Origin of the sequence: Streptomyces olivaceoviridis (assembly GCF_014650115.1) — a bacterium.
GTDB lineage: Bacteria > Actinomycetota > Actinomycetes > Streptomycetales > Streptomycetaceae > Streptomyces > Streptomyces olivaceoviridis.
The window spans coordinates 14,265-32,730 of the sequence record NZ_BMUI01000014.1; the positions used below are offsets into that span (position 1 = coordinate 14,265).

General features: G+C 71.4%; 16 protein-coding genes. 7 read left to right on the forward strand and 9 right to left on the reverse strand.

Features of this window, described 5'->3' with window-relative positions; genetic code table 11:
- Positions 1-33: 33 nt before the first annotated feature.
- Complete coding sequence (locus tag IE273_RS24945) at positions 34-1,473, forward strand: dihydrolipoyl dehydrogenase family protein (RefSeq protein WP_189817404.1); 1,440 nt, start codon at positions 34-36, stop codon at positions 1,471-1,473.
- Entirely contained in the window at positions 1,470-2,072 is a 603-nt protein-coding gene (locus IE273_RS24950) for a GPP34 family phosphoprotein (protein WP_189817405.1), read from the forward strand. Before IE273_RS24945 ends, IE273_RS24950 begins: the two co-directional genes overlap by 4 nt.
- 729 nt (positions 2,073-2,801) lie before the next feature.
- Here IE273_RS24950 and IE273_RS24955 read toward each other — a convergent pair.
- The 4 genes from IE273_RS24955 to IE273_RS24970 all read right to left on the reverse strand — a co-directional run bounded on the left by IE273_RS24955 (position 2,802) and on the right by IE273_RS24970 (position 5,821).
- Positions 2,802-3,371 (reverse strand): hypothetical protein, encoded by a 570-nt coding sequence (locus IE273_RS24955; protein ID WP_189817406.1) that lies wholly within the window; start codon positions 3,369-3,371, stop codon positions 2,802-2,804.
- A gap of 279 nt (positions 3,372-3,650) precedes the next feature.
- Entirely contained in the window at positions 3,651-4,415 is a 765-nt protein-coding gene (locus tag IE273_RS24960) for an MBL fold metallo-hydrolase (protein WP_189817407.1), read from the reverse strand.
- A 127-nt stretch (positions 4,416-4,542) separates the two neighbouring features.
- Positions 4,543-5,043: a cupin domain-containing protein gene (locus IE273_RS24965; protein ID WP_189817408.1), complete on the reverse strand. Its 501-nt coding sequence runs from the start codon at positions 5,041-5,043 to the stop codon at positions 4,543-4,545.
- Between the two features lie 202 nt (positions 5,044-5,245).
- Positions 5,246-5,821 carry a YbaB/EbfC family nucleoid-associated protein gene (locus IE273_RS24970; RefSeq protein ID WP_189817409.1) on the reverse strand — a complete coding sequence of 192 codons (576 nt, stop codon included), beginning with the start codon at positions 5,819-5,821 and terminating at the stop codon, positions 5,246-5,248.
- Between the two features lie 295 nt (positions 5,822-6,116).
- Between IE273_RS24970 and IE273_RS24975 the strand changes: the two genes are divergently transcribed.
- Positions 6,117-6,515: a 6-pyruvoyl trahydropterin synthase family protein gene (locus IE273_RS24975; RefSeq protein ID WP_189817410.1), complete on the forward strand. Its 399-nt coding sequence runs from the start codon at positions 6,117-6,119 to the stop codon at positions 6,513-6,515.
- Positions 6,516-7,007: 492 nt separating this feature from the next.
- Positions 7,008-7,511 (forward strand): MEKHLA domain-containing protein, encoded by a 504-nt coding sequence (locus IE273_RS24980; protein ID WP_189817411.1) that lies wholly within the window; start codon positions 7,008-7,010, stop codon positions 7,509-7,511.
- Positions 7,512-7,600: 89 nt separating this feature from the next.
- Here the strand turns inward: IE273_RS24980 and IE273_RS24985 are convergent, their stop codons facing one another.
- On the reverse strand, positions 7,601-8,038 hold the full coding sequence (locus tag IE273_RS24985; RefSeq protein WP_189817412.1) for a cupin domain-containing protein: 438 nt from the start codon (positions 8,036-8,038) through the stop codon (positions 7,601-7,603).
- A 580-nt stretch (positions 8,039-8,618) separates the two neighbouring features.
- On the opposite strand from IE273_RS24985, the gene IE273_RS24990 reads away from it, so the two are divergent.
- A complete protein-coding gene (locus IE273_RS24990) occupies positions 8,619-9,116 on the forward strand; it encodes a sigma-70 family RNA polymerase sigma factor (protein WP_189817413.1) in 498 nt (165 codons plus the stop codon).
- A 91-nt stretch (positions 9,117-9,207) separates the two neighbouring features.
- Here the strand turns inward: IE273_RS24990 and IE273_RS24995 are convergent, their stop codons facing one another.
- Positions 9,208-11,313, reverse strand: a complete 2,106-nt coding sequence (locus IE273_RS24995) for an AfsR/SARP family transcriptional regulator (protein ID WP_229887489.1) — start codon at positions 11,311-11,313, stop codon at positions 9,208-9,210.
- Between the two features lie 890 nt (positions 11,314-12,203).
- On the opposite strand from IE273_RS24995, the gene IE273_RS25000 reads away from it, so the two are divergent.
- Positions 12,204-12,845: a hypothetical protein gene (locus IE273_RS25000; protein ID WP_189817415.1), complete on the forward strand. Its 642-nt coding sequence runs from the start codon at positions 12,204-12,206 to the stop codon at positions 12,843-12,845.
- 324 nt (positions 12,846-13,169) lie between these two features.
- Positions 13,170-13,856, forward strand: coding sequence for a hemerythrin domain-containing protein (locus tag IE273_RS25005; protein WP_189817416.1), 687 nt, complete (start codon positions 13,170-13,172; stop codon positions 13,854-13,856).
- A gap of 46 nt (positions 13,857-13,902) precedes the next feature.
- Here the strand turns inward: IE273_RS25005 and IE273_RS25010 are convergent, their stop codons facing one another.
- The 3 genes from IE273_RS25010 to abc-f form a co-directional block, all read right to left on the reverse strand.
- Positions 13,903-14,466 (reverse strand): CGNR zinc finger domain-containing protein, encoded by a 564-nt coding sequence (locus IE273_RS25010; protein ID WP_189817417.1) that lies wholly within the window; start codon positions 14,464-14,466, stop codon positions 13,903-13,905.
- A gap of 242 nt (positions 14,467-14,708) precedes the next feature.
- Positions 14,709-16,373: an ABC-F family ATP-binding cassette domain-containing protein gene (locus tag IE273_RS25015; RefSeq protein ID WP_189817418.1), complete on the reverse strand. Its 1,665-nt coding sequence runs from the start codon at positions 16,371-16,373 to the stop codon at positions 14,709-14,711.
- Positions 16,374-16,452: 79 nt separating this feature from the next.
- A complete protein-coding gene (abc-f, locus tag IE273_RS25020) occupies positions 16,453-18,087 on the reverse strand; it encodes a ribosomal protection-like ABC-F family protein (RefSeq protein WP_189817419.1) in 1,635 nt (544 codons plus the stop codon).
- Positions 18,088-18,466: the final 379 nt, after the last annotated feature.

Below are 18,466 nucleotides of genomic sequence, written 5' to 3' on the forward strand. Positions count from 1 at the left end.
CCACCTGACCGGCACGCACCCACCGGAGGACACATGCCGACCGAGAACATCCGGACCTACGACGTCATCGTGATCGGCGCGGGCCCGGTCGGCGAGAACGTGGCGGACCGCACCATCGCCGCCGGCCTGAGCACCGTGATCGTCGAGAGCGAACTGGCCGGTGGCGAGTGCTCGTACTGGGCCTGCGAGCCCAGCAAGGCACTGCTGCGCCCCGCCCTGCTCCGCGCGGACGCCACGCACGTTCCGGGGCTTGACCCCGCTGTGAAGAACCCGCTGGACGTCGAGGCCGTCCTGGCACACCGCAACCGCATGTCCGCCGACTGGAAGGACGACGGCCAGGTCGAGTGGATCAAGTCGGCCGGCATCGACCTGCTGCGCGGCCACGGACGCCTGGAAGGGGTCCGTGAGGTGTCGGTGCGGACACCCGACGGCGACACCGTCCGACTCCGGGCCCGGCACGCCGTCGCGGTGTGCACCGGCAGCCGCGCCGCCCTGCCCGACCTGCCCGGGATCGACACGCTGCGGCCGTGGACCAGCCGGGAGGCGACCAGCGCCCAGCGACCACCGGGACGCCTGGTGATCGTGGGCGCCGGTGTGGTGGGTGTCGAGATGGCCACCGCCTGGCAGGCCCTGGGCAGCCGGGTGACCCTGCTCGCCCGCGAGGACGGGCTGCTCCCGCGCATGGAACCCTTCGCGGGCGAACTGGTCACGGAGCGTCTGCGCGAGGCCGGTGCGGACGTACGGTTCAACGTCTCGGTCGTCGCCGCGCGGCGGCAGGACGACGGCGAGGTGCGGATCACCCTGTCGGACGGCGACGAACTCACCGCCGACGAGATCCTCTTCGCCACCGGCCGCGCTCCGCGCTCCGAGGACATCGGGCTCGGCACGGTGGGTCTCACCCCCGGTGACTGGCTTCCCACCGACGACAGCCTGACCGTCACCGCCGTACCCGGGAACTGGCTGTACGCCGTGGGCGACGTCAACCGGCGGGCGCTCTTCACCCATCAGGGCAAGTACCAGGCCCGTATCGCCGGAGCCGTGATCGCCGCCCGTGCCCGGGGCGAGGACATCGACACCGCCCGCTGGGCCCCGCACAGCAGCACGGCCGACCTTGAGGCCGTCCCCGGCGTCGTCTTCACCGATCCCGAGGTCGCCTCCGTCGGTCTGACCGCGGATCAGGCCGAGCGCGCCGGCCGCGCCGTCGACGTCGTCGACTACGAGATCGGCCACCTCGCGGGTGCCCTCCAGTACCGCCCCGACTACCGGGGCCGGGCCCGCGTCCTCATCGACCGTGACCGCCACGTCGTCGTCGGCGCCACGTTCGTCGGACCGGGCGTCGGTGAGCTGCTGTACTCGGCCACCGTCGCCATCACCGGGGAGGTGCCGGTCGAGCGCCTGTGGCATGCCGTACCCGCCTTCCCCACCATCAGCGAAGTGTGGCTGCGCCTGCTGGAGACGTGGAGGGACTCATGACCACCGCACAAGACCTCGCGCTCGTCGTCCTGGGGCTGCTGCCCGACCAGCCCGTGGAGCAGGGGGACCTGTCCCTCGCGCTCGCGGGGGCCGAGGCGATCGACCTGCTGGAGAGCGGGGCGCTGACCCTGGACGGCGACCGCATGGTTCCCGGCCCGCCGGTGGCGACGGGTGACCGTCTGCTGGACCAGGCGGTCGCCTCGCTCGCCCGGCAGGAGCCGCACGAGACGGCCGAGGACTGGCTGTGGCGCCGCGGCCGGGAACTCGCCCCGGCCTACGTCGACGACCTGGATCGGGCCGGGCTCTTCGTCCACCCCCGGCGCCATGGCTTCCACCTGTGGTCCGGGCGGACCGTGCCGGCGGACTCGCCGGAGCGCGCCCGCGCCGAGGAACGCCGGGAGTCCGGCGAGCCCGTCCTCGGGACGCTGCTGGCAGCCTTGGGGATCGGGGCCGACCCGTCGGAGGCGGACGAGAGCCCGACCGGGGACGCGGTCACGACGGTGCTGGCCGCCGTCGGCGACGCCGTGACGCGACTGGAGGCGCTACGGCTGCGGAGGGACGTCGAGAACGCCGCGTTCGACAACATGTGGCGGGGCTAGGTCCTGTCGTCACACTCCCGTCGTCCGCCCGGAGGGCTGGCCGCGCGGCGTCAGGTGCGTGCTCTGGGGGTCCCCCGGCCGAAGGCTGGGGGAGTGCCGGGCCCCGGCCCTCGCACTGGATCTACATGGGTCGGGGCCCGGTGCCGCGAGTGGGGGCACCTCCCACGCCGTTGAGGCAGTGGGGGAGCGTGCATGGCGTCGCGCGGCAGACGACCGACGGCACCGTGGCAGATGTGCGTGCCAGGCCCCGCGGCGCCGGGATGATCCGAACGACGGGGCCTGGCCCGCGGCGGCCGGGCATATGTCATCACGGCGGTAACCACGACACATATGAGCGAACGGAGCGCACTCGCCACGTTGACGCGGCGGCCCGGCTGCCGGTGCGGACCTCGCACGGCGCCCGCGTCCGCCGACGGGCCGCCGGCTCGCCGGACGCGGGGACGGCTCCGGGTGAACGTTTCGGCCCCGCCCGTCCGTGGACATAGGGAGAACAGAGGGAACTCCGGGGCGGATGTGTCCGGTGGTACCGCCATGAGGAGAAATGCGTTTGTGAAGACCGGTGCGAAGCTGTCCGAGGGGGGCCGCGAGCTGAGGTGCCGCGGCGTGCGCGGCCTGCTCGCCGCACCGCCTGAAGGTGGCTCACCCGTCCCGCGTGGCGAAGCCCGCCGCACCGGACACGTACCGGTGACCGGCGGCGCGACTACGGCCGACGGGACGGGCGCACAGGTGTCAGCCGGCGGTGTCCGCCGCGGCCGAGGCCGGCTTCACCAGGGTGTACATGACGGAACGCTGCTGCTTGTGACGCCGGATGCGGCCCTTGGCGACCAGGGCTTCCAGGGTGTTGCGCACCACCTGCGGGGTGGGGTTGCGGTCCGGGTACTTCCCGAGCAGTTCGTCCCGCAGCTCCTTCGCCAGACGCGGCTCGTCGTGGCCGGCGAGCAGATCCGCCAGCAGGTCCCCGAGCAGAGGCCGGTGCGACTTCCCCTTCGCACCGGCCTTCGCCGTCCTGCCCTTCGAAGCGGTCCTGGCCGAAGCCGAACGCCGCGAAGCGGCGCCGGACCCAGTCTTTGCCTTCGCGAGGACCGGCTCGTCCTGCATCTGCTCGGGCAGACGCGACGGGTCGGCGAAGCCCTCGTACCGCTCGGCGAGGTTCAGGATGTCCGCCAGGAGGGCCTCCTCCTGCTTCAACACCTTGATCCTCTCCTCCAGCTCCTGCTGTCGCCGGCGGTTCTCCTCCAGGTCCGATGCGGCTTGTTCCACGTACCGCGACCGGAGCGTGGCGGCTGATTGGCTGGTCACAACCGTTCACTCCCTCGATATGGATGACGTTGCGCATGGTACCCACGCCGAGGGTCCCGTGCAGATAAGTGTCGACGCCAGACGGTTCGCCGGGCATGTTCACTCTTCACGATAATCGCGATGTGCCCGATGCACGTGGCAAGTGCTGCCTTTTGCCACGGCTTACAGGACGCCACCGCCACCCGCACGGGGTTCCCCCTCGAACAGACTGCCCGGTAAGTGTGTCGTCGAACCGTCCGGGGACCGGTGGGGCCCCGGACGCCCCAGCGGTCCCCGAGGTCACATCGCCGCGCGTTCGCGGGCTGTCAGGGCGGCCTCCCCGGCCGAACCGTGGTGCACGGGTCCGTGGCCGGGCAGGACGGTGTCCGCGTCGAGCCTCTCGAACGCCGCGAGGGAGTCGAGAGCCCTGGCACGGTCGGTGTGGAACATGTCGGGCAGCAGTTGCGGACCGTTGATCCGTGACGTGGGGTGCGCGGTCACCAGGGCGTCACCGCTGATCAGGATGCCGCTGTGGGGCAGGTGATAGGCGCAGTGTCCCTTGGTGTGCCCGGGTGTGTGCACGGGAACGGGGGCGCCGGGCAGGTCCAGGGCTCCCGGCACGGGAAAGGCCTGCGGCTCGCGGACCGGAACATGGGTGGTTCCGCCCGCGCGCAGGGCATGCACGGCCCACGGAAGCACGCCGGGACGCCATGCCTGGGCGAGCACCTGTCCGACGGATACCTGATCGAGGAAGTCGCGACGGGCGTGTGGCACCTCGTCCTCGTGCATGAGGACGGGCACGTCGTACGCGGCGCGCAGGTGTTCGGCCGCACCGATGTGGTCGTTGTGCGCGTGCGTGACCAGTACGGCGGCCACCGAACGCGGGTCCAGCCCGACCGCCTGGAGCGAGGCCAGCACGGCGTCGCGGTCGCCCGGGTAGCCGGTGTCGATCAGGGTGCAGCTCTCGCCGTCCTTGACGATCACCCAGTTGGTGTTGCTGCCGGACACCGCGTAGACGTTGTCCCGGACCCGGACGATGTCGTCGTCACGCAGGATTCTCGGCATGGCCGTATGGCTCCTCGAAGGAAGACGTGGGGGACCGCTGGGCGGGGATCCGGCTCAGGCACCTGCCTGAGCCGGACGACGACGGGACGACGTCGTCGTTCTCACCGCCCGCGGCGGTCCCGTCGGATCACTGACCGTTGCTCTGGAGGTCGGCCGGGGTGGCTCCGGGCGGGCCCAGGATGATGTCACCGAACTCCTCGGTGACGGCCTGGAACAGGCCCATGTCCCAGTCGGTCTCGGTGGTGGCCAGGTGTGCGGGAGTACCGGTGCGGCTGATGAGTTCCGCGAACCTGGCGGGGGAGGTGATGGCCAGGGTGCGTGCGCCGTCGTCGCCCGCCTTGATCGTGTGCGGTGTGTTCATCTTGATGGCGTAGAAGTCCCCGGAGCGCAGAGTGAAGGTCTCCGGTCCCGCCCAGACCGTCAGGGAGCCGGAGACGACCCAGATGCGCTCCTCGTAGCCGGTGTGCAGATGCAGCGGGGTCCCGGCGCCCGGGGGCAGCGTGACGTCGGAGACGTCGTGGCGGCCCTCGGTCTCGTCCGCTGAGGTGAGGACGGACAGGCGCAGGTGCTGGCCGAGGACGAACTGGCGGTCCTGGGAAACCGGCGGCGGAGAGGGGAAGTCGGTCACAGGTGTGACTCCTTGGACGGGATCGCGGAGGATCGGGAAGGGAAGGAAGCGCCGGGCGTGCGGCGGGAAGACGGCGAGAAGGCGTGTTTCTCACCGCGAAATCCTGCGGAGCACGGTAGCAGCGAATACATATGTGTGGCCGGTATGAGTGGAATGTTCCCCGGCCGCGGCCACCGTCGGCCCGCGGGCGGCGGAACGAGTCTCAGGAGTCGCACACGGCATCACACACGGCATCTCTCAGTGCCGTGACGGCCTCGTACAGCTCCGACGGCAGGGGAGTGTGCGGCAGGGCGGACAACGTACCGGGGCGGCCCCACAACGGCCTGGCCCACGTGGAGTCGCGGACCGGGCCGGGGCCGACCGCCATCGTCCGGGCTTCCCGGACCAGGCGGCGCCAGCACACCGACGGTGCCTCACGGATCGCCTCCGGACTCGGCGGTTCGTCCTCGTGCGCGCCTTCCGCGGCCATCGACAGACGGATGTTCGCGGCCGTCAGCACGGCGGTGGTACGGGCCGCGAACTCGGTGCGGGCCGTCGTCAGAGCCTCCATGACGCTGTCGCCCAGCTGAGGAGCGGCCAACTCGCGAAAACGCTGGCTGACGAAGTGGACCCCCGCGGCGCGGCCGTCGGCACCCACGGTGACCTCCACGACGCCGTCCTTGGAACACGCCGTCACCGACAGGGCCCTCATCTGCTCCCGAGCCCTGTTCAGCACACCCCACTGCTCGGCGAAGTCAGCAAGGATCTTCTCCAGACGGCTCCCCGGTGGCCTGTCCATCGTCCTCCTTTGCCGGTGGAACCGCCCGCAGGCGGCATGACCTCGAAGCGGCCGGGCGGGCCGCGTCCGCCGCGGACACGTTCCGGGCGTCCTTCGCGTCCGGGCCCGGCGATCTCCGACGGCGGAGCCGGGCCGTGGGACACATGATGGACACGAGTCAGCGGCGCACTTGGTTCACATGCCGGGGGAACCGTGAACGTCCTTCACTGGTCCGCGGCCAGGTATGGAAACATCTCCGTCACAGGTGCGCCAGGTATGTTGTCGCGCCGGTCCCGGGCCCCACCTTGGAGGACTCTTGTTCAGCATCACCGTACGTGACCACATGATGGTCGCCCACAGCTTCCGTGGTGAGGTCTTCGGGCCCGCCCAGCGGCTGCACGGTGCGACGTTCGTCGTGGACGCGACGTTCCGGCGCCCCGACCTGGACGACGACAACATCGTCGTCGACATCGGTCTCGCCACCGCGGAACTCGGCAAGGTGGTCGGCGCGCTCAACTACCGCAACCTCGATGACGAGGAGCAGTTCCAGCAGATCAACACGTCGACGGAATACCTCGCCAAGGTGATCGCCGACCGTCTGGTGGAGCGGATCCAGGCGGGAGCACTGGGAGAGGGTGCCCGGGGGATCCACGAGGTGGCCGTGACCCTGCACGAGTCGCACATCGCGTGGGCGTCCTACGAGCGGCGCGTGTGATCGACACATGAGGGCCCGCGCCGCCGGGGTGACCGGCGGCGCGGGCTTCCGGGTGCTCAGCCGCGCACCATGACCGGAGGCGTGTCGCACCCCTCGGCCCGCAGCTTCGGCCGGCCCGGGGCGAGGGCGGTGGCCGGCCAGGACGGCGTGATCGCGCGCGTCCCACCGCACAGCGGCCACGGTCGTCGTCGGGAAGCGGGGCAGCACCGGCCGCCGTACTCGGCGTCCGGCAGGGAGAGCCGGAGCATCCGCGCAGCCCGTGTCGCGGACGGTCGCGGTCGCCTCGCGGCGGTCTCCGCCGCGAGGCACCTGCGAGAGCTGGGCCTCCGGGCGCAGGGGGGCCGACAGCCTGGTCCGCCACACACGGTCGAGGGCGCGCGGGGCCTCGGGGGGCGCGACGCCGGAGGAGGGCCTCCCGTGGTCCGACAGCGCGGTGCCACACCGCCGGGCCGGACGCCGGCCCGTGCCAGACGAAGGAACAGGTGAACCTCGATGACATCCCTCGATGACGGCGGCACGCCGATGACGCTGAACAGGCCGGCCACCGCCCCCGCGTTCGCCGCCCTGCTGCTCGCCAGCCATCTGCGGCTGGTGGGCGAGCCGCTGTGCCCGGCGCGGTGGGACACCGATCGGGAGGCCGCGCGATGGCTGCACGACCGGGCGCCGTTCGGCCTGCTCGCGCACGACACCTCCGCCGATCCGCTCTTCGTCTACGCCAACAGCACGGCGCAGGAGCGCTTCGGATACTCCTGGGACGAGTTCGTCGGCATGCCGTCCCGGCTGTCCGCGCGCCCGGACGGCCGGCAGGACCGGGACGCCTTCGTGCGCGCCGTGCGGGCCGACCACTACGCCACCGGCTACCGGGGGATCCGTGTCGGCAAGGGCGGCCGCCCCTTCTGGATAGAGGACGTGACCATGTGGGATCTGATGGACGCCCGTGGCAGGATCCACGGCCAGGCCGCGGTGTTCCGCTCCTGGTCGCCGGCGGCCGGCTGACCCGGCCGCCGGCCTCCTCGTACGGCGCGCCCGCCACGGCGTGCTGCCGCGGCGGGCTTGTGTACCCGTGAGCCGGGCGGGGGCTGGTCCTACTGGAAGTCGCAGCCCGGGTTGGGGGCGTCCTCCGACAGCGGGGCGCCGTGCGGCAGGACGTAGAGCACGTCGAGGACGACGTCGGTCGTACCGAGGTTGCGGCCGATGTGCACGTGGTCGGCGCCGGCCGGCTCCGTGATGCCGCTGCCGGTGCGGTACACGCCGTCGGAGGCGCAGCCGGAGTCGAAGTGGCTCAGGGTGCCGTGCTGGACGAAGCCGTAGACGGTTCCGTCGTGGTAGTGCCAGCCCGTGCTCTGGCCCGGGGGAATGGTGATCTGCCGGAGGATGTAGTCCTTCCCGCCGGACGTCGTCTGGGAGATGATCGTGCCCTTCACACCGGGACCGGCCGGTGTGGCGAACGCGGTGCCCGCGCCGAGGGAGAGGCCGGCGGCAGCGGCCATGGTCACTCCCAGGCGCAGCAGGTTCTTGCGCATGTGGGTCAAACCTTTCAGGTGGATCCGCAGCGCGCCGGCAGGGGCCGGCGAGTCCGGGCCGGGCCGGCGCGCTGTCTCACTGGAAACACGCGTTCATGACCGGCGCCGTCGGCTCCGGTGGCCCGAGGGGTCCGCACCGTGCCGCGCGCATCGCGTGTCGAGCAGACAGTGTCACACCTGTGGCCGGATCCGAGCGAGCCCCCACACTCTCCACCCGATTGTCCCACGACACGCACATGTGTTTACCTTGGACCACCGCGCCGTTCGGCGGGTCAAGGCGGCTCGACGCACGTGACATACAACTCACCGCTCGCACATGTTTGGATTCTGTTAAGACCGGGAATGACCGTCGGGAACGGAAACCACCTGGTGAGAAGGGGTTTTCCGGCCCGCCCCGGACAACGTACGCCCACATGTTCCGGCCGGACGGGGACACGGCACCGCGGCGACACAAATGCAGCAGTTTTCTGGCACTCGCCGCTGCCTACAGTGCGAATGCGGGGGTTACATCCGGCCCCCGGTCGCCGCACAACAGAGAACCAGGATGGTTCAGAACACTATGGCTACGCCCCTCACGGCTATGTCCCGGTCCGACCTGCTCGGCACGATCATGAGGGAACACCGGGACGGCCTTGTCTCGTACGCCGAGAAGATGCTGGGTGACCACGGACTGGCCGAGGACATCGTCCAGGAGGCCATCATCCGGGCCTGGCGGAACATCGACCGTCTGATCGGGATGGAGGGCTCGGTCCGCGGCTGGCTCTTCACGGTGACCCGGCATCTGGTCATCGACTGGGTGCGCAAGCCCCATGCCCGACGGGAAGTCCTCGGAGACACCTACAACGACCCGGTGTCGCGCACCGACGGCACCGAGGCGGTGCACGACGCCCTGGTGGTCAGGCCGCTGCTGCGCCGGCTGTCTCCCGAACACCGGGCCGTGCTGGTCCACATCTACCTGTGTGACCGCACCATCCAGGAAACCGCGGGCATCCTCGGGGTGCCGGCCGGCACGGTCAAGAGCCGCCAGCACAACGCGCTGCGCAAGCTGCGCGCGGTCGTACGACCCGAGGCGGCTTAGACATCGTTGTCTCTCCCGGCTCCGGGGCGTGGACAGCGTCGCTTCTCCGCCCCGGGGCCGATCCCGATCCCCGCATCCCCGACGACGACCTCTACTGCGTGGTGACGCACATCTCCAGTGCCGAGGTCAGTTGGCGCCGGAAGGCCTCGCCTCTCGGGTAGTGACCCAGCGAGCGGGCGAGTTCGGGCAGCAGGTACCGCTCGGCGACGATCCACTCGGCGGCGTCCGAGCGTCCGGCGAAGTGCTGGGGGCGGACACCCGGCCGCGGCGGCGGCAGGATCACGGTGCTGCGGTGCGGTGCCAGCAGCGCCGTGGCGGCCTCGGCGCTGTACAGATAGTGCTCGACCATCCGGGCGACCGCGTCCGACCGGGCACTCGGCGAATCCAGGAGCGAGCTGAGTTCCGCGGCGTAGGTGCGCAGCAGTTCGTGACAGGTGTACCGCCCGGCGACCAGCTCGACGAGGAAGTGGTGGTCCATCAGCTCGGCCACGTCCTGCCGGGTCCTGCGCAGATCGGTGCCGGCCAGGCTGGCGGCGGCCGGAAGGGCGATGTCCCGCGAGGGGTGCAGGCCGAGCAGCCGGAACAGTCTCGCGGCGCTGCTGCTCAGAGCGTCGTAGGAGCGGTGGAAGGCGTCGCGGGTGCTCGTGCGGGCGTCCCGGCTGGACAGAGCGTCGAGGCAGTCGGCCGTGTCCCGCAGTCTGGCCGTGAGCGAGGCCAGCGGGAACTGCGGGTGCGTCAGGGCACGGGCGGCGGCGACGGCCAGTGCCAGCGGCAGTCCGCCGCACAACTCCACCAGCTCCTCCGCGGCGGCGCGCTCGGCACGGGTCCGGTTCGTGCCCAGTCGCCGGTCGAGCAGTTCGAGACCCTCCTGCCGGGTCATGGGGTCGAGGGTGATGATCCGGGCGTTGTCGGTGACGGCGAGGCCCTCCAGCCGCCGCCGGCTCGTGACGATCGCGAGGCATCCCGGCGTGGCGGGCAGGAGGGGCCGTACCTGTTCGCAGTCCGCCGCGTCGTCCAGGACGAGCAGCAGCCGGCGTCCGGCCAGGGCACTGCGGTAGGCGGAGCCGAGGGCGGCGGCACTCGGGTACGACTGGTTGTTCTCCACACCGAGCGCGTCGAGGACCTCGGCGATGGCCGCGCCTGCTTCCAGGGGGGCCTGGGACGGGTGGTGACCCTGGAGGTCCACGTAGATCTGGCCGTCGGGGAAGTGGTCGGCCACCAGGTGGCCCCAGTGCACGGCCAGCGTCGTCTTGCCGACACCCGCCATGCCGCAGATGGCCGCGGTCATCGTGGGCGGCCGGTTCTCACCCTCCAGCGGAAGCAGCTCCAGGCACTGGCCCAGTGCCTGCTCACGGCCCGCGAAGGACAGGCAGTCCGCGGGCAACTGGGCCGGCCTGCCGGCACCCACGGGCTGTGGTGCGAAAGGGTCCGTACTGCCGGTGATCCGGCGCTGGAGCAGGTGTTGCTGGGCGGCGCGCAGTTCGGGCCCGGGTTCGACGCCCAGTTCGTCGGCCAGCCCTCGGCGGATGCTCTCGAACTGCTCCAGGGCCGCCGCCTGCCGGCCGCTGGCGGCCAGTGCGGCGATGATCCGGCAGTGCAGGGCCTCGTCGAAGGGGTGGCACTCCACGGCGCGGCGCAGCATCGTCAGCACTTCCTCGGTCAGCGCGGGCGCCGCCGTGAGGACGGCGTCGGCCGCCTCCTTCACCGTCGCGACGAACTCGTGCCCCACCGACGTGAACACCGGGTGCCGGGCCACATGGGTGCCGGCGGCGACGGCCGGACCGCGCCACAGCCGCAGCGCCTCCATGAAGTCCTGTGCGGCCTGCGCCGGCGCGCCGCCCCTGAGCGCGAGCTGTGCCTGCGCGCGCAGGTCACGGAAGTGCAGCAGGTCCGAGGTCGAGGTGTCGACCAGCAGGCGGTATCCGTCGGCGGCACGCACCAGGTGTGTCGCGTGCGTCCTGCTGCGCAGTTCGGGTTCGAGCGTTCTGCGCAGCGCGCCGATGTGCCGGTGCACCACGTTGACGGCGCTGGCCGGTGGCTCGTCGTCCCACAGGATGTCCACGGCTTCGCCCACCGTGAGCGGGCCGGGGGCGCGCAGCAGCAACAGGGCGAGCAGGGCCAGTCGTTTCGGGGGACCCAGGTCGATCTCGGTGTCACCACGCAATGCCCGCACGGTGCCGAGGATTGAGTAGCGCACTGTCGCGTCCATCTCGCCGCTGGCCTCGTCATTCTCACGTCGTGCCGTTGGTCGCCCGTCCGATGGGGTCACCGCTCCGGTCCGGGACGAGGCCGTCCGCCGCGAGGGCACGCGCCGACATGCCTGAGAAACCTCGGACATGCCATGGAACCCCGGAGGAGCGGGCAGTGGAACGGGTGCACGGGACGGGCGTGTCCGGAACCCACCACTGTCGGTTGACGTGTTCGGTCGCACGAAGGGTGCTGCCCCGACCGTCCGCCGTGTCGCGGCACCGGGAAGCGGAGACACCTCTGCCACGGTATGCCCGTAAGTGGACCCCGTAGTCCGTTTAGGGTCCGACTTTACTACAGGCCATGCCGTCCGGCCAGTCCGTCCGTTCCGGGGCGGGGAGTCACGGGGCAAGCATGGCAGCCGGTGGCCGTCGGTGTATCAGTCTGCCGACTTGCCGTTCCCGGGCCGTCCGGGTCTTCGGTGCGTCACATGACGATGGCAGTGCGCGGGTCGACCTGTCGAACGCGGGCGCCCGGCGCGCGCGAGCGAACCCTGTATGACCGGCATGTGCACCTCACCCGGCGTCGCCAATGGGGACGGAATCATCATGCCTCTCATCGCGTCACCGGTCAAGGCGGTGACGGATTGGTGGGAGGAGTACCGTGCGGTGGCCGCGGGGGTGTGGATCCGTCCGTCATGGTGGATCATGTCGAGGTGACAGCCGGAGGTTCTCGGGCCGCACCGCCCACACGTGTGTGTGCCGGGACGCCGGCTGCGCGAGGGCGGCAGGTGAACCATGGGGAAGCCCGCACCGTTCGTTCTCATGACGGGCTTCCATCGCCTGGGAGGCCGCTACGGGCGCCTGCTCCGCCGGCCGGCCGGTGAGAGGAGGAGCCCCCTTGTACGTACTGGTCCCCGACGACCCCGTGTTCTTCGCCAGGTTCGAGAGCCTTGAAGAGCCGCTTCTCCGCCGCCTCTACCTGCTCCACAGCGCGGGCCTGGAGTCCGACGACGAGCGGGTCATCGCGGATGCCTACGACAGCTGGGTGCAGGTGCTGCTGAAACTGCCGCTGTGGTCCCAGTGGCACGCCGCGGACACGTCCGCCGAGCCTGCCCCGGGCGAGCCGGCCGGGTACACCCTCTACAGCGCGGGCGGCACCCAGCTGACGAGTCTCTACCCGATCGAGGTGACCGCGGCCGACCTCGGACACCTGACGGCCTGCCTCGACCTGTTCGTCGCGGCCGGCAGGACCCAGCGGGCCGTCCCGGGCCGGGCGGACGCCGAAGCGGGTGCCGACCGGCCCGAACGGGAGGACACCCTCGTCGATGTCTTCCGGCGCGTCATGGAGGTCCTGCTGCTTCCGCAGCCGCAGCGGCTCCTGGACACCCTGCGGCAGGCCGCGCGCCAGGGCCGGACCGGCTCCGTGACCCTGCCGGCCGAGGAGGAGACGGAGTACCGGCGCTACTGCGAGGACATCGTGACCATCCTCAGCTCCGGTGACACGTTCGCCTACCGCAGCCATCGCGCCCTGTACCTGTGAGGTGTTCCGCACCCCCCTGATGAGGGCGGGCCTGCCCGTTCGTTTCTCCAGCGACCGGCCGGGTGTGGCCTACTTCCGGCCAAATTTCTCCACCCGAAACACTTCTTCGCCACAGGATCTTCTGACACGTGTCTCTGTGGTACGTTCCGTGATCAGTCGGTCCGGTGATCCGCGTGCGTACCGGAGGGCCGGCTCTCCCTCGTTCGATCGAACACGCCCACCGGCCGACAGCGTCCCCGGTCCGCCCTGAGCGACTGCCCGCTGCCGGTCCGCCGGGTCGCCGTCCTCGCCTCCCGGCACGGAAACGGTAAGAAAGGTCTACGGATGTCCGCCACGCAGGTGCCGGTCAGAGATGGCACCCGTCTCTTCGAGGAACTGTGTGCCGTACACGGCATCATGACCCGGGGCGCGCAGCTCGTCCTCGGGTCCTTCACGCAGTTGGCGGGCGGTGCCGCCGTCGACACGAAGACGCTGGTGGCGACCGTGCAGTGGTTCGTCGACTTCGTGCGCCACTTTCACCAGGGCAAGGACGAACTGTTCTGGCCGGTGGTGCGCGAACGGTTCCCCGGAAGGGTCCGCCGACTCGACCGGCTGGCCGAGGACGCCGACGCACTGGGCGAGACGCTCGACGAACTGGAGAGCGTGATCGGGCGGATCGCCGAGGAGCGCCGGGTCGGCGGCTCGGTGAGCTGGGGGCGCGCGATGCGGGAGGGGACGCTCGCCTCGTACCGGATCCGGGACCTGCTGGCCGAACGCTTCGGCGTGGAGGAGCCGCTGCTCAGGGGGCTGATCCCGGTCGCCCCGGACGAGGGCGTCGCGGGGCTACGCAAGGCACTGGCCGACTCCGTTTCGCGCGGCGGCCCGCATCTGGTCCTCGGCCTCCTGGAGCACCCCGAGCCCCTTCCCGGCCGGGACCGGCTGTACGGCGGCCTGCCGCCCTCCGTGCGCTGGACCCGGGGGATGCTGATGAGCAGATTCCGCAGGACGCTCAAGGCCCTGGCGGCCGACTGAACCGAACCCGCGTCCGCCGGACCCGGGCGGGGCCCGGGTCAGCGGGTCATCGCACGGGCATGGCGGGCGCGGTCTTCTTCCGCGCGCGGTAGGCGGCGGCCTTGATCTTGTTGCCGCAGGACTCCATGCCGCACCACTGGCGCCGCATGCCCCGGGAGCGGTCGATGTAGACCCGCGTGCACTCCGGGTTGCCGCACTCCTTCATCAGGGGGACGTCCGGGCCGCTGAGCAGTTCGACGGCCTGCCGCGCGACGGTCGCCAGGGCTTGCCCGGGGGTCGCCTCGTTGTGCCGCCCGGCCATGGTGAGCTGCGGCGTCACCGGCGTCTTGCGCGCGGCGCCGTTCACCACGGCGAGTGCCTCGCGGTCGAACTCCTCACCGAGGCGGCGGTTGGTGACGAGGCGGTAGACGGCCTCGCGCACGGTCGTCGCCTCGCGGACGTCTTCCTCGTCGCCAGGTGTGATCGTGTCCACGAGTCCGGACTCCAGGTACCAGGCGTTCAGCCGGTCCGGCGTCACGAACATCTCGAACCGGGTCGAGCGCCGGGCACGGAGAGTGGCCGCGAAGTCGAGGGCCGGGTGCCCGCATACGAAGACATGGTCAAGGTTCACATCACCATCTTGACAGGTGACTGCCATGGAACGCAAGAAGCGTCACCGTCCAGGGCGGTGCCGACTGGCCGGGCGTGATCACGGTACCGCACCGGACCCAGGTCACAGGGCACCCCGCGTGAAGAGGACGGCAGCACCGGGCGTGGGGCGCCCGGCATGCCGCGACCGGGGCGACGACCGGCGTCAGGTCCGGCGCCCCCGCATCCGTCCGAGGCCCCCGCGCCCGGTGCGGTACGCCCGGGTCAGGACCGGGAACGGGCCGCCGCCGTGTTCTCCCGCTCTCCGCTTCCGGGCTCCAGCCGGATCTCGCGGCCCTGCCACCGGCGCCGCAGCCAGCGGTCGTGGCTGGCGAGGACGATCGCGCCGGGACCGGTGCCGAGCGCGGCCTCCAGCTCGTCGCACAGGGTGGGGGACAGGTGGTTGGTGGGCTCGTCGAGCAGCAGCAGGTGGGGCGGGCGGGCCACCAGGAGGGCCAGCGCGAGCCGACGGCGCTGGCCCACGGACAGCCCGCCGACGGGCTTGTCCAGGTCCGCCTCGTGCAGGAGACCGAGCGAACCCAGTGGAACCTTCTCGGCGCGCGCCGCGCCCAGCGACAGCTCATACGTGTCGCGGACCGTACGCTCGGGCCGGTCGAAGACGGTGTCCTGGGTGAGCAGCCCGACCGTGAGCCGGCGCCGCCTGCGCACCTCGCCCTCGGCCGGCAGACGTCCCGCGAGCACGGCGAGCAGCGTCGACTTGCCCGCCCCGTTGCCGCCGGTGACCAGCAGCCGGTCGGTCGCCTGCACCTCCAGGGCGTCCAGCGCGAGCCGGCCGGGCACCCGTACGTCCCGCAGGGCCACCAGCGGCTGCGGGGCCTCCTCCGCGCGGGCGGCCAGTTCCCCGGCCGCGAACCGAAGGGGCCGCGGCGGCTCGGCCACCTGGGTGCGCTCCAGTTCCTCCAGCCGCCGGGTGGCGTTGCGCACCCGGCGGGAGATCTGGTTCTGCACCCGGCCGGCCCGGTGGCCGTAGCCCATCTTCTCGTTGTCGGTGCGGCCCCGGTCCGGAGCGACCCGGTGCGCGGTCACACCCGCCGACTGCCGCAGTTCCTCCAGTTCCTCCTGCTCCTCGGCGTACCGCCGTTCCCAGCGCTCCCGCTCGGCGCGCTTCTCCGCCAGATAGGCGCTGTAGTTGCCGCCGTAGCGGACCGGGCCGTCCACCGCGGGGTCGAGGTCGATCAGGTCGGTGCAGACCGCGTCGAGGAACGCCCGGTCGTGACTGGCGATGACCACGGTTCCGGGCAGGCCGCGGACCTGCTCCTCCAGGAAGGCGGCGGCCGTGTCGTCGAGGTGGTTGGTCGGCTCGTCCAGCAGCAGCGCCGACGGCCTGCGCACGAGCAGCGCGGTCAGGGCCAGCCGGCCGCGCTGCCCGCCGGACAGTGAGCCGAGCGTGCGCTCGTGCCCGAGCGCGCCGAGGCCCAGGCCGTCCAGCACCAGTGCGGCGCGGCGGTCGGCGTCCCAGGACTCACGGTCCTGGGCCTGTTCCAGCCGCCTGCCGTAGGTGTCGAGGAGTTCGGCGTGGCCGGGATCGTCCTCCGGGACGCGGGCCAGCTCCTCGCCGAGCCGTTCGAGTTCCGCGAGGTCCTCGCGGGCCTCGCGCAGTGCGTCGTCGAGCACCGCGGCGATGGTCGAGCCGGCGTCGAAGGGCATCTCCTGGTGCAGGAAGCCGAGGTCGCCGGGGCGGGTGACGCTCCCGGCGTCGGGTTCGTCCACGCCGGCCAGCACCCGCAGCAGGGTGGACTTGCCGACGCCGTTCTCCCCGATCAGGCCGATGCGGTGGCCGGGAGCGGCGGTCAGGGAGACACCGTCGAGGACGCGACGGCCGCCGAGAGCGCGGACGATGTCTCGGGCGAGCAGAGCGGGTTGAGGCACAGGGAACCGTCCCAGGTGGTCGGTGGTCGGCCCGCCGGGCACAAGGCCTCGGAGGCGGGCCCCTTCACACACCGGCGGCTCACACCGCGGGGGCCCCGGTCTCCTTGAGCACCCCGTCGGCCAGCCGCAGCCAGCGGTTCACCCCGATCTCGGCGAGGAACCGCTCGTCGTGGCTGACCACCATGAAGGCGCCCTGGTAGGAGTTGAGCGCGCTCTCCAGCTGTCCGGCGCTGACCAGGTCGAGGTTGTTGGTCGGCTCGTCGAGCAGGAGCAGGTGGGGAGCCGGTTCGGCGCACAGCACGCAGGCCAGGGTGGCGCGCAGCCGTTCGCCGCCGGACAGGACGCCGACCGGCAGGTGGGCCCGGGCGCCGCGGAAGAGGAAGCGGGCGAGCAGGTTCATCCGCTCCGCCTCGGGTCGCTCGGGGGCGAACGCGGCGAAGTTCTCCGCCACGGTGCGGTTCAGGTCCAGCAGGTCCAGGCGCTGCGAAAGGTAGGCGATACGGCCGTCGTTGCGCTTGATCTCCCCGCTGTCCGGGGCGAGGTCGCCGGTGATCAGCCGCATCAGCGTGGTCTTGCCCGCGCCGTTGGGGCCGGTCAGCGCGATGCGCTCGGGGCCGCGGATGGTCAGGTCGACGCCGCCGTCGGCGAACACGGCCTTGCCCGCGTGGTGGACCTGCATGCCCTCGCCGAGGAAGAGGTTGCGTCCGGCGGGCACCTGGGTGTCGGGCAGTTCCAGGGTGAGGCGCTGCTCGTCGCGCAGCGCGCGTCCGGCCTCGTCGAGGCGGGCCTTGGCCTCGCTGACCCGGGAGGCGTGCATCGTGCCGGCCTTGCCCGCGGCCTCCTGCGCGCCGCGCTTCATGTTGCCGGCGAAGATCCTCGGCAGACCGGCGTTCTTGAGGTTCTTGGCAGCGTTGCTCGCGCGGCGCTCGGCGCGCTCGCGGGCCTGCTGCATCTCCCGCTTCTCCCGCTTCAGCTCCGCCTCGGCGTTGCGGACGTTCTTCTCGGCGACCTCCTGCTCGGCGCGCACGGCCTCCTCGTACTCCGTGAAGTTACCGCCGTAGAAGCGCAGTTCGTCGCTGCCGAGTTCGGCGATGCGCTCCATGCGGTCGAGCAGCGCGCGGTCGTGGCTGACGAGCAGCAGGCAGCCGTTGAAGTCCCCGAGCACGTCGTAGAGCTTGTGCCGGGCCTCCAGGTCGAGGTTGTTGGTCGGCTCGTCGAGCAGCAGCACGTCGGGGCGCTTGAGGAGCTGGGCGGCGAGGCCGAGGGAGACGACCTGGCCGCCGCTGAGCGTGCTCAGGCTGCGGTCCAGGGTGAGGTCGGCGAGGCCCAGGCGGTCGAGCTGGGCGCGGGTGCGCTCCTCGATGTCCCAGTCGTCGCCGATGGTGGTGAAGTGCTCCTCGCTCACGTCCCCGGATTCGACGGCGTCGATGGCGCGGATCACCGCGGCGACGCCGAGCACCTCGGCGACGGTGAGGTTGCCGGTCAGGGGGAGGCTCTGGGGAAGGTAGCCCAGCGTGCCGGCCACCGACACCGAGCCGGTGGCGGGCTTGAGTTCCCCGGCGATCAGCTTGAGCAGGGTGCTCTTGCCGGAGCCGTTGGGGGCGACCAGACCCGTGCGGCCGGTGGTCACGGTGAAGGACAGGTCGTGGAAGACCGGGGTGTCGTCGGGCCAGGCGAAGGACAGGTTCGAGCAGACGACGGCGGCGTCGGACATGGAGGCGACCTCGAAGGTACTGAGGGCAGAGCATGGACTTCTGCCCTGGGCAGACGTGGGAAAATGGGTACGACGGAACGGACCACATCGGCGGCGCTCCTGAGCACCGGCCGGTGGCCGTCAGATCCGGATCTCACCCGGAGATGTCGTCTTCACCCACCACGTCTGCGACTCCTCGATACACGGTCTACGTCGCTCACAGTGTAGCGCAGGTGCGGCGTCCGGCGTTCCCGCGGCGGCGATTCATGCATATGTGCCCCTGGTTGACAGTCCGTGGACGGCCGTGCCACCATCGTCACCAGTTAAATAGGTGACGGTGTCACAGGTAGTCGACAGTGTTCACACGTGTGGGCTCGCCCGAATCGGTGCCTGCCCGTCC